The sequence below is a fragment of the Variovorax boronicumulans genome (genome assembly GCF_040544675.1).
Lineage (GTDB): Bacteria > Pseudomonadota > Gammaproteobacteria > Burkholderiales > Burkholderiaceae_C > Variovorax > Variovorax boronicumulans_D.
In genome coordinates this window covers 238,736-262,468 of sequence record NZ_JBEPKK010000006.1, presented here as the reverse complement: position 1 = coordinate 262,468, position 23,733 = coordinate 238,736, and the positions used below count along the sequence as shown (strand labels likewise).

Below are 23,733 nucleotides of genomic sequence, written 5' to 3'. Positions count from 1 at the left end.
TTGTTTCTCAGCGCAGCTTCAGCGTCGAAAGACCCACGAGGCACAAAAGCATCGTGATGATCCAGAAGCGCACGACCACTTGCGTCTCGCGCCAGCCGCTCTTCTCGAAGTGGTGGTGCAGCGGCGCCATCTTGAGCACGCGGCGGCCTTCGCCGTAGCGCTTCTTGGTGTACTTGAAGTACATGACCTGCGCCATCACCGAGATCGCCTCGACCACGAAGATGCCGCCCATGATGAAGAACACGATCTCCTGGCGCACGATGACCGCGATGGTGCCCAGCGCGCCGCCGAGCGCGAGCGCGCCCACGTCGCCCATGAAGACCTGCGCCGGATGGGTGTTGAACCAGAGAAACGCCAGGCCCGCGCCGGCCATCGCCGAGCAGAACACCAGCAGCTCGCCAGAGCCCGGGATGTTGGGGAACAGCAGGTACTTGGAATACACCGCGCTGCCCGTGACGTAGGCGAACACGCCCAGCGCCGAGCCCACCATCACCACCGGCATGATCGCCAGGCCGTCCAGGCCGTCGGTCAGGTTGACCGCGTTGCTCGCGCCCACGATCACGAGGTACGTGAGGATCACGAAACCGATGCCGCCCAGCGGATAGCTCACTTCCTTGAAGAAGGGCACCAGGAGGTTGATCTTGGGCGGAAAGTCCAGGTCGAAGCCCGACTGCACCCAGGCAAAGAACAGCTGCAGCACGCGCCAGTTGGAGCTTTCGGAGATGCTGAAGAGCAGGTAGAAGCCCGCAAGCAGGCCCACCACCGATTGCCAGAAGTACTTTTCGCGCGAGCGCATGCCTTCGGGGTCCTTGCGCACCACCTTGCGCCAGTCGTCCACCCAGCCGATGGCGCCGAAGCCCATGGTCACCCACAGCACGATCCACACGAAGCGGTTCGAAATATCGAACCACAGCAGCGTGGCGAAGGCGATGGAAAACAGCACCAGCACGCCGCCCATGGTGGGGGTGCCGCTCTTGGTGAGGTGCGTCTCCATGCCGTAGCCGCGAATCGGCTGGCCGATCTTGAGCGCGGCGAGGCGGCGGATCACGTACGGGCCGGCCACCAGGCCGACGATGAGCGCGGTCAACGCGGCCATCAGCGCGCGGAACGTGAGGTATTGAAAAACGCGCAAAAACCCGAATTCGGGCGACAGCGTTTGCAACCATTGGGCCAAGCTCAGCAGCATATTTTTTTGCCCAGCTCATGCGTCATGACTGGCCTCCTTTTGTCGTTGTCGTTGTCGTTTGCGACAAGTCACCGATGGCCTGGACCACGCGTTCCATCTTCATGAAGCGCGATCCCTTGACCAGCACGCTGCCCACCAGCGGCAGGCGCGCAAGCACGGCCGCGTGGAGCGCCTCGTAGTCGCCGAAGTGGCGGCCGTCGGCCTCGTTGGCGAAGGCCGCGACGGTGTGCGCGGTTTCTGCGCCCAGCGTGTACACGGCCTCGATGCCGCGCGCCCGTGCATGGGCGCCGACCTCGGCATGGAACTCCGGTGCGCGGTCGCCCACCTCGCCCATGTCGCCGAGCACCAGCAGGCGCGGGCCGGGCAGGCCGGCGAGCACGTCGATGGCGGCGATCACGGAATCGGGGTTGGCGTTGTAGCTGTCGTCCACCAGCGTGAGCGTGTGCTTGTTCGACAGCAAGATCTCGCTGGCCTTGGAGCGGCCCTTGACCGGCTCGAAGGCGCAAAGGCCCGCGGCGATGGTCTCCAGCGACACGCCCGCGGCGAGTGCGCAGGCCGTGGCTGCCAGCGCATTGCCCACGTTGTGGCGGCCGGCAATGTGCAGTTGCGCATCGAAGGCGCCCAGCGGCGTGCGGATGCGCACCGCCCAGGTACCCTGCGTCCATTGGGCGCTGTCGAGTGCGATGTCGGCATCCGCGTGCTCGCCGAAGGTCATGCAGCGGCGTGCGCCGTTCTGGCGCGCCATGTCGTTCCACAGCGAGGTGAAGGTGTCGCCGTACGGAAAGACCGCGGTGCCGTCGTCGGGCAGCGCCGCGAACACCGCGGCGTTCTCGATGGCCACCGCCTCGACGCTGGCCATGAATTCCTGGTGCTCGCGCTGCGCGTTGTTGACCAGCGCGATGGTCGGACGGGAAATGGCGGCCAGCCGCGCAATTTCGCCCGGATGGTTCATGCCCAGTTCGAGCACCGCGATCTGGTGCCGGGCGCGCAGGCGCAGCAGCGTGAGCGGCACGCCGATCTCGTTGTTGAAGTTGCCGGCGGTGGCGAGCGTGCGGTCGGCGCGGAAGGCGACGAGGATCGCCGCGATCATCTGCGTGACCGTCGTCTTGCCGTTGCTGCCGGTGACCGCGATCAGCGGCAGCTCGAACTGCGCGCGCCAGCCCGCACCGAGCGCACCGAGCGCGGCCAGCGAGTCGGACACTTCCAGGCCCGCGAGGCCTGCAGCTTCGAGGCCGTGGTGGGCAATGGCGGCAATCGCGCCCTGTTCCCGGGCCTGGTCCAGGAAATCGTTGGCGTCGAAACGCTCGCCCTTGAGCGCGACGAAGAGGTCGCCCTTGGCCAGCGTGCGGGTGTCGGTGTGGACGCGCGCAATGACCGTGGCCGGATCACCCACGAGGCGCGAGGCGGGAACCCACTGCTGCGCCTGCGCGAGCGTCATGTTCAGCGGTGTCAGATCGGTCATTCGGACACCTTCGCGCTTCGCACTGCGGTATTCGTCTTGGGAACGGCCCGGCGACTCATGCCGCACCTCGCTTTGCCAGCGCATCCAGCGCGTGGCTTCTGTCGGAAAACGCAATGCGCTGTCCGCCGATTTCCTGCCAGGCCTCGTGGCCCTTGCCGGCGATCAGCACCACGTCCTGCGGCGCGGCCTGCGCGATCGTGTCGGCAATGGCTGCGGCGCGGTCGGCCTGGACCTGCGCGGCCTCGGGGCGCGAAAAACCGCGCAGCACCTGGCTGATGATCGCGTCGGGCTTTTCGCTGCGCGGGTTGTCGCTGGTCACCACCACGTGGTCGGCCTGACGCTCCGCCACGGCGGCCATCATCGGGCGCTTGATCGGATCGCGGTCGCCGCCGCAGCCGAACACGCACCACAGGGTGCCGCCGCGCTGCTGCGCGAGCGGGCGCAGGCCGGCCAGCGCTTTGTCGAGCGCGTCGGGTGTGTGGGCATAGTCGACCACCGCCAGCGGCGCGGGGCCCGCCACGCTCACGCGCTCCATGCGACCGGGCACGCTGCTGAGGTTGGCGCAGGCCGCCACCGCGCGCGAGAGCGACAGCCCCAGCGCGCGCAGCGTGCCGAGCACGCCCAGCAGATTGGCCACGTTGTACTGGCCGATGAGGCCGGTGGAGAGCCGCTCGACCGAGACCGAGCCCTGCTCGGCCACCGAGAACTTCAGCCCCTGTGCGTCGTAGCCGATGTCGCGCGCCACCAGGCGTGCTGGCTTGCCATCGGCCGACACCGTCCAGACGTCGAGCGCGCCGATGCCGGCATCGACCAGGTTCGCGCACAGACTCGCGCCGTGCATGTCGTCGATGTTGATCACCGCGGCGCGCAGGCCCGGCCAGCGGAACAGCTCGGCCTTGGCTTGCCAGTAGGCGTCCATGCTGCCGTGGTAGTCGAGGTGGTCCTGCGTGAAGTTGGTGAACACGGCCACCGCGATGCGCGCGCCGTCCAGCCGGCGCTCGGCGATGCCGATCGACGAAGCCTCGATGGCGCAGGCGCCGAAGCCACGCTCGACCAGCGCGCGCAGTTCGCGCTGCATCATCACGGGGTCGGGTGTGGTGAGGCCGGTGTAGACCAGGTCGGGCGGCACGCCGATGCCCAGCGTGCCCATCACGGCGCAAGGCGACGGCGCGCTGCGCTCCATCGTGGCGTCGGGCCGCATCGCGCGAACACCGCCGGCCGCGCGCAGCGTGGAAAGCGATTCGGCCAGCCACCACGCGGTGGAGGTCTTGCCGTTGGTGCCGGTCACGGCCAGCACGTCGAGCAGGTCCGAAGGGTTGTCGTAGAAGGCCGAGGCGATCGGGCCGGTGGCGGCCTTCAGGCCGGGGTAGCTCGCAATGCGGTCGTCGGCGGCGTCGAAGCCGAACGCGTCGATGCCCTCCTGCTCGACCAGGCACGCCACCGCACCTTGTGCCAGCGCCGCCGCCACATGCTTGCGCCCGTCGGTCGCGGCGCCGGGCCAGGCGATGAAGCCGTCGCCCGCGCCCACGGGGCGGCTGTCGGCGTGCAGCGCACCCTGCACGCGCGCCTTGAGCCAGAGCGCGGCCTGTTGGGGGGATGTGAGTGTCAGCATGCTCAGAAGCTCTCGTCCACGCCCTGCGTCATCACCAGGGGTTTGACCGCGAGGTCGGGCGCGACATTCATCATGCGCAGGGTCTGCTGCACGACTTCGCTGAACACGGGCGCCGCGGCGACGCCGCCGAAATACTGGCCGTCGCTGGGCTCGTCGATCATCACCGCGACGATGATGCGCGGCTTCTCGATGGGCGCCATGCCGGTGAACCAGGCGCGGTACTTGTTGCTCGCGTAGCCCTTGCCGACCTGCTTGTGGGCCGTGCCCGACTTGCCGCCGACCGAGTAGCCCACCGTCTGTGCGCGCGTGCCGGTGCCGCCCGGGCCTGCGGCCATCTGCAGCATCTTGCGCACGGCCAGCGCATTGGAAGGCGAGAACACCCGCACGCCGACCGGCGGCTCGGTGTTTTTCAGGATGGTGAGCGGAATGATCGAACCGTCGTGCGCGAACGCGGTGTACGAATGCGCCATCTGGAACAGCGAGGCCGACAGGCCGTAGCCGTAGGCCATGGTGGCCTGCTCGACCGGCTTCCAGGTCTTCCACGGACGCAGGCGCCCGGTGACCGCGCCGGGGAACTGGATCTGCGGCTTCTGGCCGTAGCCAAGCGCGGTGTAGGTGTCCCACATTTCGTGGGGCGTCATCTTCTGCGCGATCTTGAGCGCGCCGACATTGCTCGACTTCTGGATCACGCCCTCGACCGTGAGCGTGCCGTAGTTGTGCGTATCGCTGATCGTGAAGCCGCCCAGCTGGTAGCGGCCGGGGCCGGTTTCGATCAGGGTCGAGGGCCTCACGCGGCCGGCTTCCAGCGCCATGGCGGCGGTGATGGGCTTCATCGTCGAGCCGGGCTCGAAGGTGTCGGTGACGGCGCGGTTGCGCAACTGCTCGCCGGTGAGGTTCTGGCGCTTGTCGGGCACGTAGCTCGGGTAGTTGGCCAGCGCCAGCACTTCGCCGGTGATGGAGTCGAGCACCACCACGCTGCCGGCCTTGGCACGGCGTGCCGTCACGGCGTCGCGCAGCTTCTGGTAGGCGAAGAACTGCACCTTGCTGTCGACGCTCAGCTGGATGTCCTTGCCGTCCAGCGGCGGCACGATGTCGCCCACGCCCTCGACCACGCGGCCCAGGCGGTCCTTGATGACGCGGCGCGAGCCCGCCTTGCCGGCGAGGTCGCCGTTGAATGCGAGCTCGATGCCTTCCTGGCCGCTGTCTTCCACGTTGGTGAAGCCCACCACGTGCGCCGCGGCCTCGCCCTCGGGATACTGGCGTTTGTATTCCTTGCGCTGGTAGATGCCCTTGAGGTTCATCGCGGCGATCTGCTTGGCGATGGGCTCGTCGACCTGGCGCTTGATCCAGACGAAGGTCTTGTCCTCGTCCTGCAGCTTCTTGTCGAAATCCTTCTGCGACATCTCGAGCAGCTTGGCCACCTGCTTGAGCTTGGCCTTGACCTCGGGGTCGTCGCGCTCGATGTCTTCGGGAATGGCCCAGATGCTGGGCGCCACCACGCTGGAGGCCAGGATGAGTCCGTTGCGGTCGAGGATGCGGCCGCGGTTGGCCGGCAGCTCCAGCGTGCGCGCAAAGCGCACTTCGCCCTGCCGCTGGAAGAAGCTGTTGTTGAAGACTTGCACGTACGCGGCGCGCCCCGCCAGCATGACAAAGCCCAGCGCGATGCCCGCGACGATGAACTTGCTGCGCCACACCGGCGTCTTGCTCGCGAGCAAGGGGCTGGTGGTGTAGCGCACGCTGCGGTCGCGGCGGCTCATCGCGTACCTCTTGCAGCGGTGGAGCCCGGCTTGGCCGACGTGGCCGGCTTGGGCGGGGTCACCGGCGGCAGCGGCGCGACGGCCGGGATCACCGAGCCATCCGGACGCACGTACTGCGTGATGGCCGGCGTGGTGGTGCGCATCTGCAGCTGCTCCTTGGCGAGCTTCTCGACGCGCAGCGGCGTGGCCTGCGCGCGCTTCTCGACCTGCAGGCGGTCGTGATCGGTTTCGAGGCGGCGCGCTTCCTGCTGCGCGCGGTCGAGCTCGGTGTAGAGCTGGCGCGAGCGGTACTGCGTATGGACGAGATAGAGCGACGTCGCGATGACGGCCATCAGCAGAAGGAGGTTGAGCCGGGCCATGTCAGTTGGCCCCGGTGCGTTCGGCGACCCGCAGGATCGCGCTGCGCGAACGCGGATTACCGCGCACTTCGTCTTCGGACGGCTTGATGCGCTCCAGCGCGTTGAGCTTCATCACCTTGGGCGCGGCAAAGGGCGCGCGACGGTCGTAGACCTCCTTCGAGTGCTTGGCGATGAACTGCTTGACGATGCGGTCTTCCAGCGAATGGAAGCTGATCACCGCGAGCCGGCCGCCGGGTCGCAGCACGGACAGGCTCGCGTCTAGCGCCTGTTGCAGCTCTTCAAGCTCGGCGTTGATGAAAATCCGAAAAGCCTGAAATGTGCGCGTTGCAGGGTTCTGGCCCTGCTCGCGGGTTTTGACCGTGCCAGCCACGAGCTCGGCCAGTTCGGTGGTGGTTGAAATTGGGCCCCGTTCTTGTCGGCGAGCAACAATCGCCTTTGCAATCTGAACAGCAAACCGTTCTTCGCCATAGTCACGGATCACCTCTGCAATCTGCTGAAGTTCGGCCGTTGCCAGCCAATCGGCCACGCTCTCGCCGCGCGTGGTGTCCATGCGCATGTCGAGCGGGCCGTCGAATCGAAAACTGAAACCGCGCACCGGGTTGTCGATCTGCGGCGAACTCACGCCCAGGTCCATCAACAAGCCGTTGACGCTCGCGTCGGGCAATTCGCCCAGCGAGCGGAATCCCTGGTGACGGATGGAAAAACGCGCATCCGAGATGCGCGCTGCTTCGGCCACCGCTTCCGCATCCTTGTCGAATGCGATCAGCCTGCCTTCCGGCGCCAGCCGCGCGAGGATCGCGCGCGCATGCCCTCCACGGCCGAACGTCGCATCGACGTAGGTGCCGGTGGCCGCCGCGCTGCCGGAAAGAAGGGCTTCCACCGCTTCGTTCAGCAAGACGGTCGTATGGGTCCATGGGGTGTTCACGTGGGTCCTCAGAACGCGAAGTCCTGAAACACATCCGGCATCTCGCCCTGGGTGGCCTCGGCCTCCTTGGCCTCGTAGGTGGCCTTGTCCCAGAGCTCGAAGTGGTTGCCCATGCCCAGCAGCAGCGTGTCGCGCACGATGCCGGTGGCGGCGCGCAGCTCGGGCGACACCAGGATGCGGCCGGTGCCGTCCATCTCGACGTCCATCGCGTTGCCCAGGAACACGCGCTTCCACCACTGCGCCGACATCGGCAGCGCGCCGATGCGCTCGCGAAACTTTTCCCATTCGGGACGGGGAAACACCATGAGGCACCCGTGCGGATGCTTGGTGATCGTGAGCTGGCCGCCTGCCGTCGCGCTCAGGACGTCACGGTGCCGGGTCGGCACGGAGAGCCGCCCCTTGGCATCCAGACTGAGCGATGAAGCGCCTTGAAACACGACCACGAACCCCTGTGTTGGGAGGTGCTGCACTGCCCGAAAGGGGCACTGTCCGCACTATTTCCCACTTAACTGCACTTTTTTGCACTGTAGCAGGAAACACTGGGCACGCAACTGGCCGTTGGTGGTATTTTTTGTAATGGAATCAACGACTTAGCGTCGATTCCGAAACCTCGGAATCGACGAATTGCGTTGAAAATGAAGTACTTAGCTCACGCAATGAAAGTAATGCGTGAAGCATTCCCCCGTTACAGGGGGAATGAGAAGCGGCTTCAGAGGATGAAGCGCGAAAGGTCTTCGTCGTGACTTAGTGCCGCAAGGCGCTGGTCGACGTAGGCGGCATCGATGCGGATCGACTGGCCTTCAAGGCGGGTGGCGTCGAAGCTTACCTCATCCAGCAGGCGCTCCATCACGGTCGACAAACGGCGCGCGCCGATGTTCTCGGTGCGCTCGTTCACCTCGAACGCAATGCTCGCCAGGCGGGTCACGCCGTCGGGCTGGAAGTCGAGCGTCACGCCCTCGGTCGCGAGCAACGCCTGGTACTGCTTCACCAGCGATGCGCGGGTCTGCGTGAGGATGCTTTCGAAGTCGGCGATGGACAGCGACTGCAGCTCCACTCGGATCGGAAAGCGCCCCTGCAGCTCGGGAATCAGGTCGCTCGGCTTGCTCAGGTGGAACGCGCCGCTCGCGATGAACAGCATGTGGTCGGTGCGCACCACGCCGTACTTGGTGGTCACGGCCGTGCCCTCCACCAGCGGCAGCAGGTCGCGCTGCACCCCCTGGCGCGACACGTCGGAGCCCTGCGCCTCGCTGCGCGTGGCGACCTTGTCGATCTCGTCGATGAAGACGATGCCGTTCTGCTCGGCATTGGTGATGGCCTGCGCGCGGATCTCGTCCTCGTTGACCAGCTTGGCAGCTTCCTCGTCGATCAGCAGGCGCAGCGCCTCGGCGATCTTGAGCTTGCGCGTCTTGCGCTTGCCGCCGCCCATCTGGCCGAACATGCCGCGCAGTTGCTCGGTCATCTCCTCCATGCCGGCGGGGCCCATGATCTCCAGCGGGGTGCGCGTTTCGGCCAGGTCGAGTTCGATTTCCTTGTCGTCGAGCTGGTGCTCGCGGAGCTTCTTGCGGAAGGCCTGGCGCGTGGGGTTGGGGCCGTCCAGCGCCAGCGTTGCGCCGTCTGCGCCGCGCGCCGGGGGCAGCAGCACGTCGAGGATGCGGTCTTCGGCGGCGTCTTCCGCCCGCGCGCGCACCTTGGCGCTTTCCGATTCGCGGGTCTGCTTGACGGCGATTTCGGCGAGGTCGCGGATGATCGAATCGACGTCCTTGCCCACATAGCCCACCTCGGTGAACTTGGTCGCCTCGACCTTGATGAAGGGCGCATCCGCCAGGCGCGCGAGGCGGCGGGCGATCTCGGTCTTGCCCACGCCCGTGGGGCCGATCATGAGGATGTTCTTGGGGGTGATCTCGCTGCGCAGCTTCTCGTCGACCTGCTGGCGGCGCCAGCGGTTGCGCAAGGCGATGGCCACGGCGCGCTTGGCAGCCGGCTGCCCGACGATGTGGTTGTCGAGCTCGGAGACGATTTCCTGGGGGGTCATGGACATGGTCAGAGCGCTTCCACCGTGTGGTTCATGTTCGTGTAAATGCAGATTTCTCCGGCGATCGCCAGCGATTTGCGCACGATCTGCTCGGCAGTGAGGTCTGTGTTGTCGATCAGCGCCTTGGCCGCCGACTGGGCATAGGCGCCGCCCGAGCCGATGGCGATCACGCCGTCTTCCGGTTCCAGCACGTCGCCGTTGCCGGTGATGATGAGCGAGGTGGTGGCGTCCGCCACGGCCAGCATGGCTTCGAGCTTGCGCAGCACGCGGTCGGTGCGCCAGTCCTTGGTGAGCTCGACCGCAGCGCGGGTCAGGTGGCCCTGGTGCTTTTCGAGCTTGGCCTCGAAACGCTCGAAGAGCGTGAAAGCGTCGGCGGTGGCGCCGGCAAAGCCGGCCAGCACCTTGCCGTGATAGAGCCGGCGCACTTTGCGCGCCGTTCCTTTGATGACGATATTGCCGAGAGTGACCTGCCCGTCCCCGCCGATGGCGACCTGGTCGCCTTGGGGGGTCTTGCGGCGCACGCTCACGATGGTGGTGCCGTGAAACTGTTCCATCGAAGCCATCTGGGGATGCCCCAAGGCAATGCAACCCCGGACCGCGGCGGGTGTTTCAGTTCTTTCGAACGGCTACGGTGGCGTGGTCGGCGATGCCCACCAGGCCGAACAGGGCGGCAATCAGCCGGTGCGCGTCGACGAACTGCACCCGCTCGCCGTTGGCGTCCCGCGCCCGCACCCAGCTGAGCAGCGTGCCGGCGGCGGCCAGGTCCATGCGCAGCAGCGCCGCGCACGAAATGACGGGCGCCGTGGTGTGGCGCAGGTCGGTGTCCAGACGCTGCCAGGACGACAGCGATTCGCCCCGCAAATCGCCCGCCAGCGCGGCAAAGCCGGTGTCGTGCGTGGGAAAGCTCTCGGACTCGGCGCTCGACAGCAGCGACCACACCGAGCTGTGCCGGCTGGGCGCCGGTGCGGCGAGCGCGGTGCACTCGCCTTGCGGGTCCTGCCACGACGGCGGCGACACCTCGTAGGTGATGCAGTAGTTGAGCGCCACCAGCTCGAAATCGTCGGGCAGGTGCATCACGCGCAAAGCGGCCAGATGCAGCTGCCACCAGACGTCGTCGGTGCCGCGTTCGTTGTTGGGCGCCGCCTCGGCCAGCACCGCCAGCAGTTGCGCGGTGCCGATGAAGCGCAGCTTGACCGGCGAATCGGCCCAGTACGTGAGCAGCACGCGCAAGGGCGCGGCGGCCTCGAACTCGATGGCGGTGAGGGCGCGCCAATCCAGCGTCCAGACCGATCCGGCCTGCGACAGCGCGCGGGTGAGGCCCATCAGCCCGTCGCGGGACAGGCGCGCGGGGCTGTTCCAGTCGGCCAGCACGCCGGCCTCGGCGCCCTGCCCGGCCTCTTCGCTGGCGGTGACCGCCTTCACGCTGCGGGCCAGCTCCTCGAACGAAACCCAGTCCGGCCCCATGCGCTTCATGCGCTGCGCGTAGCGCATGCGGGCGGCCGCGAACTTGGCGGCGTCGCCGGTCGCGCGGTACAGGTCGAACAGGGTGCGCCAGCGGTTCTCGTCGCGCTCGGCCACGGCATCGCCTTCGCCCTCGGCGGCCGGCGGCGCATCGGCCGCCAAGGCCTGCAGCAGGATGGCCTCGGCGCCGGCATCGTCGCCGTGCGCAAAGCGGATCACGGCTTCTTCCATGGCGCCGTCGTGCGCGAGCCGGGAAGACAGCAGCGGCGGCGCGACGGCAGCAGCAGGCGCCGCAACGGAAGCAGCCGGTACGGCAGCCACCGCAGGTGCGGGCGCGCGGCGCGCCGGGGCCGGCTGCAGCAGGTCGTCCACATGAACCGGCGGCAGCGTCTCGGCGCCGGCATCGGGAGGCGGGTTGACCAGCGTTTCGCCGTTCGGTCCCCGGCCCTTCCACCACTGCTGCGACATCTGCTCTTCGATCTCGTCGATCTTCTTGAGCGTGAGCGCGCGGCCCTCGGATTTTTCCGAGGAGCTGTTCATGTTGAAGGACGAGGGCGTGGCCGTGGCCTCGAAGGCATGCGCGGCCGCCTCGCGCTGGCGCAGCTTGCGCAGCATGTCGAACTCCCGCCGGCGAACGAAATCGTTGCGCTGGCGCCGCTCGATCATCTCCTTGAGCATTTCCCGGCTGTAGGCCTGGTCGGGCAGCGAGGAATCCGAGGTCGTGGGGGGCGCGTCCAGCTCCGACCAGTCCTTGAGCGGATTGCGGACAAATTTGGCCACCTTGGAAAAAAGGCGGCCTGAATCTTCCTTTGACATTCGGCGAAGGCTATCGGACGGACGGGTTCTTATCTACCGTGGATCCGCTTCAATCCCCGAACATTTTTTGCTTGAGCTCGCGGCGTTGCTGCGCTTCGAGCGACAGCGTGGCGGTCGGGCGGGCCAGCAGGCGGCCGACGCCGATGGGCTCGCCGGTTTCGTCGCAGTAGCCATAGTCGCCGGCGTCGATGCGCTGGATCGACTGCTCGATCTTCTTGAGCAGCTTGCGTTCGCGGTCGCGCGTGCGCAGCTCGAGGGCGTGCTCTTCCTCGATGGTGGCGCGGTCGGCCGGATCGGGCACCACCACCGTGTCTTCACGCAGGTGCTCGGTGGTTTCGCCGGCGTTTTCCAGGATGCCGCGCTTGAGTTCGACCAGCTTCAGGCGAAAGAACGCCATCTGCTTTTCGTTCATGTACTCGGTGTCGGGCATCGCGATGACTTCCTGGTCGGTCAACTCGGCGGGCGACTTGGTCTTCCAGTTGTTGGCGAGCTTCGGGTCTTTCTTGACGGCCAGCGGCGGCGGCGGCACCAGCGCGGTGGAAGGCGCTTGCGAGAAGCTGGACTTGGCGGCCGTCGATGCCACGGATTGCGGCATCGAGGGCACGGTCAGTTGCGACAGCCGGGACACGCGGCCCCCACGCGCGGCGGGTGCGGGCGTGGCGGTTTGAACGGGTATCGAGGGTGTCGCCGGGGCGGAAGAGGAGGCGGCAGCCGTTTTTTTCATGGGGGTCGGGGAAGCGGTGGAAGCGGCGGCCGGTCGGCCGACGGGTTTGGATGACGCTGGGCCCGTGCCTGCCGTCTTGGTTGCGGTTGCAGGTTGGGCGGGCTTGACGGACTTCGTTGTCGCGGCACTTGCGGCCTTGGCCGGTGGTGCTGCGGGCTTTTTGGACGCGCTTTTCTCCTTCGTTGCAGGGGCTTTCGCCGCGGCGGAAACCTTCTTCGTCGCAGGTACGGCCTTCGCAGCCGGCGCCTTCTTTGCGGCGGGCTTGGAGGCTGGCGTGGCCTTTGCGGCGGGTTTCTTCACGGTGACTGGCTCCTTGGACGAACTGGAACGCGCTTTCACTGGGTGTCTCCTCCCATGGGAACCTCTCGCAGCTTTCGTGCCGCGCGGGCTCCACGTTGTCGGGGTGCTCGCCGGTTGCGCGAACCCCGGGGTTATACCCCCGAAAGCCCTGCAGAAATCCGCGGCGCCCCATGCCGGAAGCCACATCTCGTCCATCGAACGGGGTATGGCCACCGGAACAGGCGCGCGATTGTATAGAGAACTCGAATACGCGGGCGATGTGTGTGCCTGACGTTCGGCTCCGTTAGCATCGGCCGGCGTCGCCTGAGGGGGCGATGCGGGCCCGGCCATGTCCTTCATGCAGCGCGGGCCCATCCGATCATTCGATAAAAGAAAGCAAGCCTTGAGCAAGAAAGCAGTTTTGGGAGTCCTGGCCGCGGCCATCGCCGTCGCGTACGGAGGGAGCACCTGGTGGGCCGGCACGAAGGTCAAGTCGTCCTACGACAACGCGTTCGCCGAGCTGCCCAAGCAGACCGCGCTGGTGCGCGTGATCGAGCGCCAGTACGAGCGCGGCTTCATGGGCGCCACCAGCACCGTGACCCTGGAAATCGGCTGCGCCGCCGAGGCAGCAGCAGCCCCGGCCGCGGCCCAGACGCCCGCCGCCAAGCCCGCGGAGGGTGAAGAAGAGGCGCAAGCCGCCGACGAGGAGGAAGAAGAAGCCGAAAGCACGCCGCCCAAGCCGGTGCGCATCACCTTCCGCGACACCATCCGCCACGGCCCGATCGCCGGCGGCAGCTTTGCGGCCGCCACCATCGACAGCGAGCTGGTGCTCGACATCAAGGCCCAGGCCCAGGCCGAGAAGCTCTTCGGCAAGGCCAAGCCCGTGACCGCCCACACCAAGGTCGGCTTCGACGGCGCCTACGCCAGCGACATCGTCGTCGCCCCGGCCAGGTTTGCCGAAGAGGGCAAGGGCGAGCTCGCGTGGCAAGGCGCCAAGGCCCGCGTCGAAGTGAACGCGGCGCGCACCCAGGTGCGCTACGACATGACGATGCCCGGCATGGACGTCAACGACCCGGCCAAGGGCCTGCAACTGAAGATGGGCAGCTTCACCGCCAAGGCCGACATGGACAGCAGCGCCGGCTGGATCCTGGCCACCGGCAAGACCGAAGGCCGCCTCGAAGCCCTCGAGTTCTCCGCCACCAAGGGCCTGGGCGCCACCGACGCCGATGCACCGGCCGGCGCGCAGAAGCCCGTGAAGCTGCTGCTGCAGAACATCGACCTCATCGGCCAGGCCAGCCTCAAGGACGGCCTCTACGCTTCCGACGGCACGCTCAAGGGCAAGGGAAAGATCGGCGAAACCGCCATCGACAGCTTCGAGATGACCAGCGGCGCGCGCCGCATCCACGCCGCCGGCTACAAGAAGCTGGCCGACGCCTGGCTGCAGTCCAGCGCCGCGGGCGGCTGCGGCAAGAGCAGCAAGGCCTCGAAGGCCGCGATGCAGGCGCTGGCCGACCAGCTGGCGCCCGACCTCAAGGCCATGGCCAAGTACAGCCCCGAATTCGGCCTGGACAAGATGGCGGTCGAAATCGGCGGCAAGCGCGGCGAACTCGGCTACACGGCCAGCATGGCCGGCGTGACCGACGAAGACCTGCAGGAGCCGGGCATGGCGCTGCTGATGAAGCGCGGCGTGCTCAAGGCCCATGCGCGGCTGCCGATGCAGTGGCTGGAAACCATTGCCGCCATCGGCGCCGAGAGCGGCCAGACGCCGCCGCCCGAAATGCTGGCCGGGCTGGTCGAGCAAGGCGAAGAAAAGGGCTTCGTGAAGCGCGAGGGCGACGACGTGACGGCGCAGCTCGAATTCAGCGAAGGCAACCTGAAGGTCAACGGCAAGCCGCTGAACGCCATGGGCCAATAAGCCCGGCCCCCACAAAAAAGCGCTGCACCCTTCCAGGTGCAGCGCTTTTTTTCAGCAATCGATGAAGTTCAGGTCAGACCAGGCACTGCTCCAGGCCCTGCTCCAGAATCTCGCGCGGCAGCTCGATGCCGATGAACACCATGCGGCTCTGGCGCACTTCGTCCTTGCCCCACTCCGGGCCCAGGTCGCTGCCCATCAGCTGGTGCACGCCCTGGAAGATCACCTTGCGCTCGGTGCCCTTCATGCTCAGCACGCCCTTGTAGCGCAGCATGCGCGGGCCGTAGATGTTGACGATCGCACCCAGAAAGTCTTCGAGCTTGGCCGGGTCGAAAGGCCGGTCGGCCTTGTAGACGAAGCTCTTCACGTCGTCGTCCGTGTGATGGTGGTGGCCGTGCCCTTCGTGCTTGTGCGAGGGGTGGTCGCAGGCCTCGCCATGCGCGTGGTCATGGTCGTGATGGTCGTGGCCGTGGTCGTCTTCCTTGAGGAAGTCGGGGTCGATGTCCAGCTTGGCGTTCAGGTTGAAGCCGCGCAGGTCGAAGATGTCCTTGAGCGGCACATCGCCGAAATGCGCCTTCTGCTGCGGCGCGCGCGGGTTCATGTGCTTGAGGCGATGAATCAGCGCCTCGGTTTCCTCGGCCGACACCAGCTCGCTCTTGCTGATGAAGATCTGGTCGGCAAAGCCCACCTGGCGGCGTGCCTCCTGGCGGTCGTTGAGCTGCTGCGGCGCGTGCTTGGCATCCACCAGCGTGAGGATCGAATCGAGCAGGTAGCTCTCGGCGATCTCGTCGTCCATGAAGAAGGTCTGCGCCACCGGGCCGGGGTCTGCCAGGCCGGTGGTCTCGATCACCACGCGGTCGAAATCGAGCAGGCCCTGGCGCTTCTTGGCGGCCAGCAGCTGCAGCGCTTCGCGCAGGTCTTCGCGGATGGTGCAGCAGACGCAGCCGTTGCTCATCTGCACGATCTGCTCCTTCGATTCGGTCACCAGGATGTCGCTGTCGATGTTCTCTTCGCCGAACTCGTTCTCGATGACCGCGATCTTCTGGCCGTGGGCCTCGGTGAGGATGCGCTTGAGCAGCGTGGTTTTGCCCGAGCCTAGAAAGCCGGTCAGGATGGTCGCGGGAATGAGGGCCATGGAAAGTGCTCCGAATGCGGAAAACAAAAAAAGCGGTAAGCCGGGGGATCGGCGGGCAGTTTAGCCAATGCCACTGAGTTGCGTTGGCGAAGGGGTCAAGCGGGCTTGCGCACCACCACCAGCCCCTTGAGGTACTCCCCTTCAGGAAACTCGATGGTCATCGGATGGTCGGGCGCCGCGCCCAGCCGTTCGCTGATGTAACCGTCCACGTTCGCATCCAGCCCCGCCGAGGCGACGATCTTGTGGAACAGGTCGGCACCGATGCCGCCCGAGCACGAAAAAGTCAGCAGCACGCCGCCCGGCTCCAGGATCTTGAGCGCAAGGCGGTTGATGTCCTTGTAGGCGCGCGCCGCGCGTTCGGCGTGCGCCACCGTGGGCGCGAACTTGGGCGGGTCGAGCACGATCGCGTCGAAGGTGCGGCCCTGTTCGACGAACTCGCGCAGCACCGTGTTGACGTTGGCGTCCAGAAACTCGGTGGTCACGCCCGAGCCTTCCCCGCCGAAACCGTTGAGCGCCACGTTGGCGCGCGCCAGGTTCAGCGCCGGCAGCGACGAATCGACCGACACCAGCTCGGCCCCGTCCAGCGCGCCCGCGGCCTTGAGCCCCGCCAGCGCCGCGACGGTGAAGCCGCCCGTGTAGCAAAAGCAGTTCAGCACGCGCCTGAAGCGCCGGTGCTTCGCCAGCTCGGCAAAGCGCTGGCGGCTGTCGCGCTGGTCGAGATAGAAGCCGGTCTTGTGGCCGGTTGCGATGTCGAGCGAGAGCTGCCAGTCGTGCTCGCGGATCGTGATCGCGGTGGCGCCCTCCCCGCGCAGCCAGCCGGTGACCGGCTTGAGGCCTTCGCGCTCGCGGCCGCTCGCGTCGGAGCGCTCGTAAAGCCGGGTGAGGCCCGTGGCTTCGAGCAAGGCATCGGCAATCACGTTTTTCCAGCGCTCCACGCCGGCCGACAGAAACTGTGCCACCAGAACCCCGTCAGGCCCGCTGCCGTAGCGGTCGACGATCAGCCCCGGCAGGCCGTCGGCTTCGCCGTGAATCAGCCGCACGCCGTCGCTCTGCAGGTCGAACAGGCCGCGGGCATTGACCGCGCGGGCGCACACCGACGCCAGAAACGCCGCATCGATGCGCTGCGTTTCGACAAAGCTCCAGGCCCGCGCGCGAATCTTCGATTCGGCGCTGAACGCGGCCCAGGCCAGGAAGGCGCCTTCGTGCGATTCCACGCGCACCGTTTCGCCGGAGTCGGCGCCGCCGCGTGCGATGGCGGATTCGAAGACCCAGGGATGTCGGCGCAGGAGCGAGCGCTCCTTGCCGGGTTTGAGGCGAAGGGTTTTCATGTTTGTTGTTTACTTGTCGTTCTCGGGCTTGGCTTTCGCGCGCGGATGCGCGGCGTCATAGGCCTTTGCCAGGTGCTGGAAATCCAGCCGCGTATAGATCTGCGTGGTTGCGATGCTCGAATGCCCCAGCAGCTCCTGCACCGCGCGCAGGTCGCTGCTCGACTGCAGCACATGGCTCGCAAAGGAGTGCCGCAGCATGTGCGGATGCACCGGCGCCGCGAGCCCGGCCTTCAGGCTGCGCTCGCGCAGCAGCTTCCACACCGCCTGCGAGGACATCCGCACGCCCTTGGCGCTGACGAAGAGCGCCGGCGCCGCGCGCTCGCCGCGCACCTCCAGCCACTCCTGCAGCGCCTCGGCCGCCTTGGCGCCCACCGGCACGATGCGGCGCTTGCCACCCTTGCCGAGCACGTTGGCTTCCATGGCGTCCAGGTCGATCCAGCCCAGGGCCGTGTTGCCGGCTTGCGCATCGAGCCCCGTGAGCTCGCTCACCCGCAGCCCGCAGCCGTAGAGCACTTCGACGATGGCGCGGTCGCGCGCCTCCAGCCACGGGTCGGCTTCTTCGTCGTGCAGTTCGGCCAGGCGCACCGCGTCGTCCACGCCCAGCGCCTTGGGCAGCGGGCGGCCGGCCTTGGGCGCATGCACGTCCTGCACCGGGTTGAAGCCGATCAGCCCCTCGTTGCCCAGCCAGCGGTAAAAGCTGCGCCAGCACGACAGCACCAGCGCAATGCCGCGCGGCTCGCGGCCGGCGCTGTGCAGCTTGGCCATCCAGCGGCGGATATGGGCGGTCTGCACGCGGTCGAGCGGCAACCCGGCCTCGGCCGCGTTTTCCTTGAGCGCCTGCAGGTGAAAGGCATAGAGCTCGACCGTGCGCGCCGCGAGCCGGCGCTCCACGCGCACATGCGCGAGGTATTTGTCGATCCAGCCCGCGGAGGCCGACGCTGCGGCTTCGGCCGACCCCGGGGATTCAGAAGAGGAAGCCACGGAAGGCATTGTTCACGATGGCCGCGGGCTCGCGCAATGCGCCCTTGGACAACGGACCGAGCGCGCGCCAGCACGATGTGGGCGCCGCGGCGTACTGCACATCGAAGCTCCGGTCGAAACCGCTCATGCGCACCAGCCGCTCGATGCGCCACAGGTGGTAGGGCTCCGACACGATCACCACGCTGCGCACCCCTGCCGCCAGCAGCAGCGGGCGCGACAGCGAAAGATTCAGCCGCGTGGACGTCGAGGCCGACTCCATCACCATCGGCCCTGCAAAGCCCGCCGCTTGCGCATGCTGCCGCATCACGAAGGCCTCGGTGCGGCCGTCTTCGGAATCGACGCCGCCGGAGAACACGAACTGCTTGACCAACCCGGCCTTCGCCAGCGCCAGCGCGGTATCGACCCGACCGGTCAGACAGGGGTGCGGCTTGCCGTCGAGAAAGGCGCGGCTGCCCAGCACCAGCGCCGCGTCGGCCGGGCGCTTGGGCGCCTGCGCCAGCACTGCTTCGGCATGCCACCAGATGGCCACGCCGATGGCCGCATAGGCCAGCGCCACGAACAGCGTCGCGCCGAAAAGCGCCACCTGCCAGGGCCGGCGCACCCAGCGCGGCCGGCTCAAGGACGCAGCCGCGAGAGTCCGCCCGAGGCCAGTTCGGCGATGCGCTCCAGAAAGTCGGTGCCCATCTCGCCGTTGAAGCGCTGCGCGTCGGGCGACGCCAGCACCAGGAGGCCGAAGGCCGGCGATTCGGCATCGGCGCGCAGCGGAATCAGCGCAATCGACATGGCCGCCGCCGGCTCCGGCAGCCAGTTGGCCGCCTCGAAGCCCGCGTTGAGCCCGCAGTAGGGCGAGGTCAGCGAGGTGGCCAGCGCCTTCACGTCGTCGCTCACCCACTGGGCATAGGCTTCGTTCAGGTATTCGCTGCTGCAACCCCACACCTTGATCGCCGTTTGCGGCACCAGGAACAGCGACTGCAGGTCCACCGCGATGCGGTACGGCAGGCTGCGCGGGTCGCGCGTGGTGAGCAAGCCGTTGGTCCAGCGCTGCAGGCGGTCGGCGATGACGACGTTTTCGGTGCCGTGGCGCACCATGTCCATCAGGCGATGCTCCAGCGCCTTGATCTTTTCGCGCAGCATCTCGGCCTGCCGCTCCTGCAGGCTCACGGCGCGGTTGCCGTGCGGGCTGGTCAGCTGCACCTGCGCCAGCAACTGGGCATGGCGCTCGAAGAAGTCGGGCGTGTTCGCCAGGTAGTTGGCGATGTCGTCTTCGGTGATCGGATTCATGGCGTTGTTGTCTTTGGTGAATTGGGTCATGGCTTTTCCGAAATTTCGGGCACGTCGATGTCGCCCTCGAACACCGTGGTGGCCGGCCCCGTCATGAGCACCGGTTGGCCCTCGCCTTGCCATTCGATCGTGAGAATGCCGCCGTGTGTTTGCACATCGACCCGGCGGTCCAGCAGCCCGAGCCGTATGCCCGCCACCACCGCCGCGCAGGCGCCCGTGCCGCAGGCCAGCGTTTCGCCGGCGCCGCGCTCGTACACGCGCAGCTTGATGCGCGCGCGGTCCACCACCTGCATGAAGCCCGCGTTCACCCGCTGCGGAAAGCGCGGGTGGTGCTCGATCTGCGGGCCCTGCTCGGCCACGGGGGCGGTGTCGGCGTTATCGACCACCTGCACCGCGTGCGGGTTGCCCATGGACAGCACCGCGACCGCGACGATGGCGCTGCCGGCCCGGGTGCCCAGCGCCAGGTGCCACTTTTCCCAAGCGCCGTCGGGTTGCGCATCGAGCCCGGCGGTGTCGAAGGGCACGCGCGCGGTCTCGAAGATCGGTGCGCCCATATCGACCGTCACGCGGCCGTCGGCGCCCATGCGCGGCTCGATGATGCCCGCCAGCGTCTGCACGCGCACCTGGGCCTTGTCGGTGAGCTTGCGCTCCTGCACAAAGCGCATGAAGCAGCGCGCGCCGTTGCCGCACTGCTCCACCTCGCCGCCGTCGGCGTTGTGAATGACGTACTGAAAGTCGATGCCCTCGCCGGGCGACGGCCGCACCGTGAGGATCTGGTCGGCCCCCACGCCGAAATGGCGGTCGGCCAGAAAACGGTATTGCGCGGCACTGAGGCCGAGCGTGCCGCGCGTTTCGTCCAGCACGACGAAATCGTTGCCGGCCCCCTGCATCTTGGTAAAGCGGATTCGCATCGGGGGATTATCGCCACCGATAGCGCCCGATGCCCACCGACTAAGATCCAACCCGGGTGGCGCGCCAATTCGGGCGTTCCAGGATTTGCGCAGGTCGGGCCGCCTCGCTGCACAGTCACGACCAGGAGTCTCATGACCGACACCCCGATCCAGTGGATCGCCGCAGCCATCTTTGCCGTGGCCCTGCTGCACACCTTCAGCGCCAAGCAGTTCGAGCGCCTTTCGCATCGTTATCCGCGCCACGCCGGCCTTTTTCATCTCTTGGGCGAAGTCGAGGTCGTCTTCGGTTTCTGGGCCATCGTGCTGGTCATGGTGATGGCGTTGGTGGGCAGCGGCAGCGCCGCGCTCGACTACGCCGAGTCGCGCAACTACACCGAACCCCTCTTCGTCTTCGTGGTGATGGTCATCGCCGCCTCGCGCCCCGTGCTGCGCACCGTGATGTCGCTGGTGAACACCGTGGCGCACCTGGTGCCCGTGCGCACGCCGCTGGCCACCGCCTGGCTCGGGCTGGCTGCCGTGCCGCTGCTCGGCTCGCTCATCACCGAGCCCGCCGCCATGACGATCGCGGCCCTCATGCTCGCGCCGCAGATCTTCAGGCCGCGGGTGCCCGAAGGCGTCAAGTACCTGGCGCTGGGCGTGCTGTTCGTCAACGTGTCCATCGGCGGCACCCTCACCTCCTACGCCGCGCCGCCCGTGCTGATGGTGGCCGCCACCTGGCAATGGGACAGCGCCTTCATGCTCGCCAACTTCGGCTGGAAGGCGGCGCTGGCCGTGCTGCTGAACGCCACCTTCGCCACCTACATGCTGCGCAACCACCTGCAGCCCGCAGAGGCGGGCGACGACGGCCAGCCCGACGGATCCGACGAAGCCCGCGTGCCGCTGTCGGTGGTGGCCGTGCATCTGGGGCTCCTGGCCGGCGTGGTGCTGTTCGCCCACCACCCGGTGGTGTTTCTCAGCCTGTTTTTGATGTTTCTCGGGTTCTCCCAGGCCTACGAGCGCCACCAGAGCCCGCTGATCCTGAAAGAAGCGCTGCTGGTCGGGTTTTTTCTTGCGGGCCTGGTCGTGCTGGGCGGCATGCAGCAGTGGTGGCTGCAGCCCATCGTGTCGGGGCTCTCGCCGGTTGCGCTGTTTTTGGGTGCGCTCGGCCTCACGGCCATTACCGACAACGCGGCGCTCACCTACCTGGGCTCGCTCATCGTCGGCATTTCCGACGAGTCCAAGTACATGCTGGTGGCCGGCGCGGTGGCCGGCGGCGGCCTCACGGTGATTGCCAACGCCCCCAACCCGGCGGGCGTGGCGCTGCTCAAGCGGGGCTTTGCCGACGAAACCATCGGCGCGGGCGGCCTGCTGCTCGGCGCCCTGGCACCGACCGCCGTGGCCGCGGCGGCCTTCATGTTTCTCTGAGTCGCCGCCTGCCGCGCCCCGGCGGCGGGTAGGTCTACGAAGTGACCTTGACCGCCCGCCCGATGAACAGGATCGGCCCGGTCGGCCGGTCGATCGGCGAGCCGTTCTCGGGCTCCAGCGTCAGCTCGAACAGCTGGTTGGGCTCCAGCGGCGGCAGCTTGTCGATGGGAATGCGCAGCGTCTGGCCCTGCTGCTTGACCAGGCCCAGCGACACCGGCCCGCGCCACTGGTCGGCCTTGGTCCAGAACTGCAGCGTCTTCTGCGGCGGCACCTCGAAGGTGCCCAGCGGCACCAAGTCGAGCTGGCGCGCCGACGTGGTCTGGATGACCCAGCCCGGCGCCTTGTTCTCCGGCGCCACCAGCACCACCATGTACTGCGTGACCGGCGGCGCGGCCACCCGGGTGACCAGCACCGCCCCCATCACCGCCGCAACTGCAAAACTGCCCGCGGCCAGCCCGCGCCACAGCTGAAGGCTGTTCCACCAGCCGACCACCCCGGCGGCCTGCGCCTTCGAGGCCTTGCCCAGTTCGTCCACGCTGCGCTCGATGCGCGCCCAGAGCGAGGGCGACGGCTCCGCCGGCGGGGCCAGCGCGGTGAGCGGATGCAGCCGGGCCTCCCACGCGCGCACGGCTTCGCGCAAGGCGACTTCGCCGTCGTTGCGCAGGCGCGCCTCGACAGCCGCGCGCGCACCGGCCGAGAGCGTGCCCAGCACGTACTCGCCGGCCAGCCCGTCGATGTCGTTGATGTCGTCTTTGTTGTCCGGTTGTTCGTTGGCGGTGCTCATGCCATGCACTCCCGCAGCGCGCGCATGCCGCGCTGGATCCAGGCCTTGACCGTGCCCAGCGGCGTCTGCAGCCGCTCGGCGATTTCGCCATGCGAGCAGCCTTCGACATACGCATACAGGATGCAATCGCGCCGTGCCGGCTCCAGCCCCGAGAGGCAGCCGTGCAGCTTGCCCAGGTCGGCGCGCAATTCAAAAGGGTCGCCATCGGCCGCATAGGCCGCCAGCGATGCCTGGTCGTCCACCGCAACGGCCGCGTCTTCGTCCAGGCTCACTTGCCGTGCGCCGTTGCGCACCATGTTCAGCGCCGCGTTGCGCACCACGCTGTACACCCAGCCCCGGCCCTCGCCGAGCGCCGGATTGAAGCTCGCCGCCCGCTGCCAGATGCTGATGAAGGCATCGTGCAGCACGTCTTCAGCCTGCTGGCGCTGGCGCACGATGCGCAGCGCCACGCCCATCAGGTAGCGGCTTTCGCGCTTGTAGAGCTGTTGCAGGGCCATACGGTCGCCGCGGGCGCAAGCCATGAGAGCGGCGTCGTAGTCGAAGGGGGCGGTGGATGTGGGGGGCAAAGCAGGCGGCGGGTGGTGGGCGGCTCCGATGGTAGTGGAGCCGGCGCGCCCGCCGCGAATTTCACCCCCGGATCATCAGGACGCCTTGTAGAAGATGTAGTCGGCCTGGTACTTCACGATCTGCTTCTGGCCCTTGGTGGCCGGCGTGCAGGGCACCGACGTCGGAGCCACGCCGCCGATGAGGGCCACGCGCTGGATGTAGGTCACGCCCGTCATCGCGCCCGAGCCCATCGCCGGGTTGGCCTTGACCAGCTGGTACGGCAGGCTGGTCGGGCCCGAGGGCGCAACGGCCAGCTGCGTGGCGGTCAGCTTGGAGCCGTCGTTCGCTTCCCAGGTGGCCGGCGGGCCGTAGTACTTGCCGACCTGCTTGCCGCTGCGGTCGTTCAGCTTTGCGTCGGGGCCGGCGAACACCCACTCGGTCTGGCCGGGGGCGTTGGCCTTGTCGCGGCATTCGTACGTGATCTCGCCCACGCCGACCGTTTCCATGGCCACCTTGTTGCCGGCGGGCACCTGGATGGTCGGCGGCAGGCTCGACTGGTTGAAGGTGGGGGCCATCGACATGGAGCCGCAGGCGGTGAGCACGGCGGCGGCGGAGATGGCGCCGAGAACGGCGATCGAACGGGAGGTGTGCATGAAATTACTCCTGGGTTGTAGAGGGTCAGCAGCTCCTCGCTGCTGAAGGATCTACACACCAGATGCGCGTTTGGATGCAGGGGATGCAAACTTTTTTTGCCCCCCGACCTGATGGGTCTGCGCAACAAGCCGTCGCGAAACGTCGAAACCCGCGGCCAACGTGACAAATTTTTGGCCGGTTCACA

At 67.5% G+C, this 23,733-nt stretch carries 22 protein-coding genes; 2 read left to right on the top strand and 20 right to left on the bottom strand.

Going from position 1 to position 23,733, the window contains the following annotated elements; translation table 11 throughout:
• Nucleotides 1-7 precede the first annotated feature (7 nt).
• From mraY to dksA, 11 genes are all read right to left on the bottom strand, one after another.
• On the bottom strand, nt 8-1,186 hold the full coding sequence (gene mraY, locus ABIC90_RS13705) for a phospho-N-acetylmuramoyl-pentapeptide-transferase (protein WP_354354664.1): 1,179 nt from the start codon (nt 1,184-1,186) through the stop codon (nt 8-10).
• Between the two features lie 22 nt (nt 1,187-1,208).
• On the bottom strand, nt 1,209-2,648 hold the full coding sequence (locus ABIC90_RS13700) for a UDP-N-acetylmuramoyl-tripeptide--D-alanyl-D-alanine ligase (protein ID WP_354354663.1): 1,440 nt from the start codon (nt 2,646-2,648) through the stop codon (nt 1,209-1,211).
• Between the two features lie 55 nt (nt 2,649-2,703).
• Nucleotides 2,704-4,260 (bottom strand): UDP-N-acetylmuramoyl-L-alanyl-D-glutamate--2,6-diaminopimelate ligase, encoded by a 1,557-nt coding sequence (locus ABIC90_RS13695; protein WP_354354662.1) that lies wholly within the window; start codon nt 4,258-4,260, stop codon nt 2,704-2,706.
• Between the two features lie 2 nt (nt 4,261-4,262).
• Nucleotides 4,263-6,017, bottom strand: a complete 1,755-nt coding sequence (locus ABIC90_RS13690) for a peptidoglycan D,D-transpeptidase FtsI family protein (protein ID WP_354354661.1) — start codon at nt 6,015-6,017, stop codon at nt 4,263-4,265.
• A complete protein-coding gene (gene ftsL, locus ABIC90_RS13685) occupies nt 6,014-6,376 on the bottom strand; it encodes a cell division protein FtsL (protein ID WP_354354660.1) in 363 nt (120 codons plus the stop codon). The genes ABIC90_RS13690 and ftsL overlap by 4 nt, the downstream gene beginning before the upstream one ends.
• Before the next feature lies 1 nt (nt 6,377).
• Nucleotides 6,378-7,301: a 16S rRNA (cytosine(1402)-N(4))-methyltransferase RsmH gene (gene rsmH, locus ABIC90_RS13680; RefSeq protein WP_354354659.1), complete on the bottom strand. Its 924-nt coding sequence runs from the start codon at nt 7,299-7,301 to the stop codon at nt 6,378-6,380.
• A gap of 8 nt (nt 7,302-7,309) precedes the next feature.
• Complete coding sequence (gene mraZ, locus ABIC90_RS13675; RefSeq protein ID WP_354354763.1) at nt 7,310-7,738, bottom strand: division/cell wall cluster transcriptional repressor MraZ; 429 nt, start codon at nt 7,736-7,738, stop codon at nt 7,310-7,312.
• Nucleotides 7,739-8,010: 272 nt separating this feature from the next.
• Nucleotides 8,011-9,339, bottom strand: a complete 1,329-nt coding sequence (gene hslU, locus ABIC90_RS13670; RefSeq protein WP_354354658.1) for an ATP-dependent protease ATPase subunit HslU — start codon at nt 9,337-9,339, stop codon at nt 8,011-8,013.
• A 2-nt stretch (nt 9,340-9,341) separates the two neighbouring features.
• Nucleotides 9,342-9,887, bottom strand: a complete 546-nt coding sequence (gene hslV / locus ABIC90_RS13665) for an ATP-dependent protease subunit HslV (protein ID WP_026283873.1) — start codon at nt 9,885-9,887, stop codon at nt 9,342-9,344.
• Between the two features lie 55 nt (nt 9,888-9,942).
• Nucleotides 9,943-11,610, bottom strand: a complete 1,668-nt coding sequence (locus tag ABIC90_RS13660) for an STAS domain-containing protein (RefSeq protein ID WP_354354657.1) — start codon at nt 11,608-11,610, stop codon at nt 9,943-9,945.
• A gap of 49 nt (nt 11,611-11,659) precedes the next feature.
• On the bottom strand, nt 11,660-12,634 hold the full coding sequence (dksA, locus tag ABIC90_RS13655; protein WP_354354656.1) for an RNA polymerase-binding protein DksA: 975 nt from the start codon (nt 12,632-12,634) through the stop codon (nt 11,660-11,662).
• 382 nt (nt 12,635-13,016) lie between these two features.
• Between dksA and ABIC90_RS13650 the strand changes: the two genes are divergently transcribed.
• Nucleotides 13,017-14,528, top strand: a complete 1,512-nt coding sequence (locus tag ABIC90_RS13650; RefSeq protein WP_354354655.1) for a YdgA family protein — start codon at nt 13,017-13,019, stop codon at nt 14,526-14,528.
• A 73-nt stretch (nt 14,529-14,601) separates the two neighbouring features.
• On the opposite strand, the gene ABIC90_RS13645 is transcribed toward ABIC90_RS13650, so the two are convergent.
• The 6 genes from ABIC90_RS13645 to dapF all read right to left on the bottom strand — a co-directional run bounded on the left by ABIC90_RS13645 (nt 14,602) and on the right by dapF (nt 20,161).
• Nucleotides 14,602-15,660 (bottom strand): CobW family GTP-binding protein, encoded by a 1,059-nt coding sequence (locus ABIC90_RS13645; RefSeq protein WP_354354654.1) that lies wholly within the window; start codon nt 15,658-15,660, stop codon nt 14,602-14,604.
• 95 nt (nt 15,661-15,755) lie between these two features.
• A complete protein-coding gene (locus tag ABIC90_RS13640; protein WP_354354653.1) occupies nt 15,756-16,988 on the bottom strand; it encodes a class I SAM-dependent rRNA methyltransferase in 1,233 nt (410 codons plus the stop codon).
• A 9-nt stretch (nt 16,989-16,997) separates the two neighbouring features.
• A complete protein-coding gene (locus ABIC90_RS13635) occupies nt 16,998-17,978 on the bottom strand; it encodes a tyrosine recombinase XerC (RefSeq protein WP_354354652.1) in 981 nt (326 codons plus the stop codon).
• Complete coding sequence (locus tag ABIC90_RS13630) at nt 17,953-18,588, bottom strand: YdcF family protein (protein WP_354354651.1); 636 nt, start codon at nt 18,586-18,588, stop codon at nt 17,953-17,955. Before ABIC90_RS13630 ends, ABIC90_RS13635 begins: the two co-directional genes overlap by 26 nt.
• Nucleotides 18,585-19,280, bottom strand: coding sequence for a DUF484 family protein (locus tag ABIC90_RS13625; RefSeq protein ID WP_354354650.1), 696 nt, complete (start codon nt 19,278-19,280; stop codon nt 18,585-18,587). The genes ABIC90_RS13630 and ABIC90_RS13625 overlap by 4 nt, the downstream gene beginning before the upstream one ends.
• Nucleotides 19,277-20,161: a diaminopimelate epimerase gene (gene dapF / locus ABIC90_RS13620; protein WP_354354649.1), complete on the bottom strand. Its 885-nt coding sequence runs from the start codon at nt 20,159-20,161 to the stop codon at nt 19,277-19,279. Before dapF ends, ABIC90_RS13625 begins: the two co-directional genes overlap by 4 nt.
• A 132-nt stretch (nt 20,162-20,293) precedes the next feature.
• Between dapF and ABIC90_RS13615 the strand changes: the two genes are divergently transcribed.
• On the top strand, nt 20,294-21,565 hold the full coding sequence (locus ABIC90_RS13615; protein WP_354354648.1) for a putative Na+/H+ antiporter: 1,272 nt from the start codon (nt 20,294-20,296) through the stop codon (nt 21,563-21,565).
• A 34-nt stretch (nt 21,566-21,599) separates the two neighbouring features.
• Here the strand turns inward: ABIC90_RS13615 and ABIC90_RS13610 are convergent, their stop codons facing one another.
• The 3 genes from ABIC90_RS13610 to ABIC90_RS13600 all read right to left on the bottom strand — a co-directional run bounded on the left by ABIC90_RS13610 (nt 21,600) and on the right by ABIC90_RS13600 (nt 23,548).
• Nucleotides 21,600-22,349, bottom strand: a complete 750-nt coding sequence (locus ABIC90_RS13610) for an anti-sigma factor (protein WP_354354647.1) — start codon at nt 22,347-22,349, stop codon at nt 21,600-21,602.
• Nucleotides 22,346-22,915, bottom strand: coding sequence for a sigma-70 family RNA polymerase sigma factor (locus ABIC90_RS13605; RefSeq protein WP_354354646.1), 570 nt, complete (start codon nt 22,913-22,915; stop codon nt 22,346-22,348). The genes ABIC90_RS13610 and ABIC90_RS13605 overlap by 4 nt, the downstream gene beginning before the upstream one ends.
• 75 nt (nt 22,916-22,990) lie before the next feature.
• A complete protein-coding gene (locus ABIC90_RS13600) occupies nt 22,991-23,548 on the bottom strand; it encodes a DUF3455 domain-containing protein (RefSeq protein ID WP_354354645.1) in 558 nt (185 codons plus the stop codon).
• Nucleotides 23,549-23,733 lie beyond the last annotated feature (185 nt).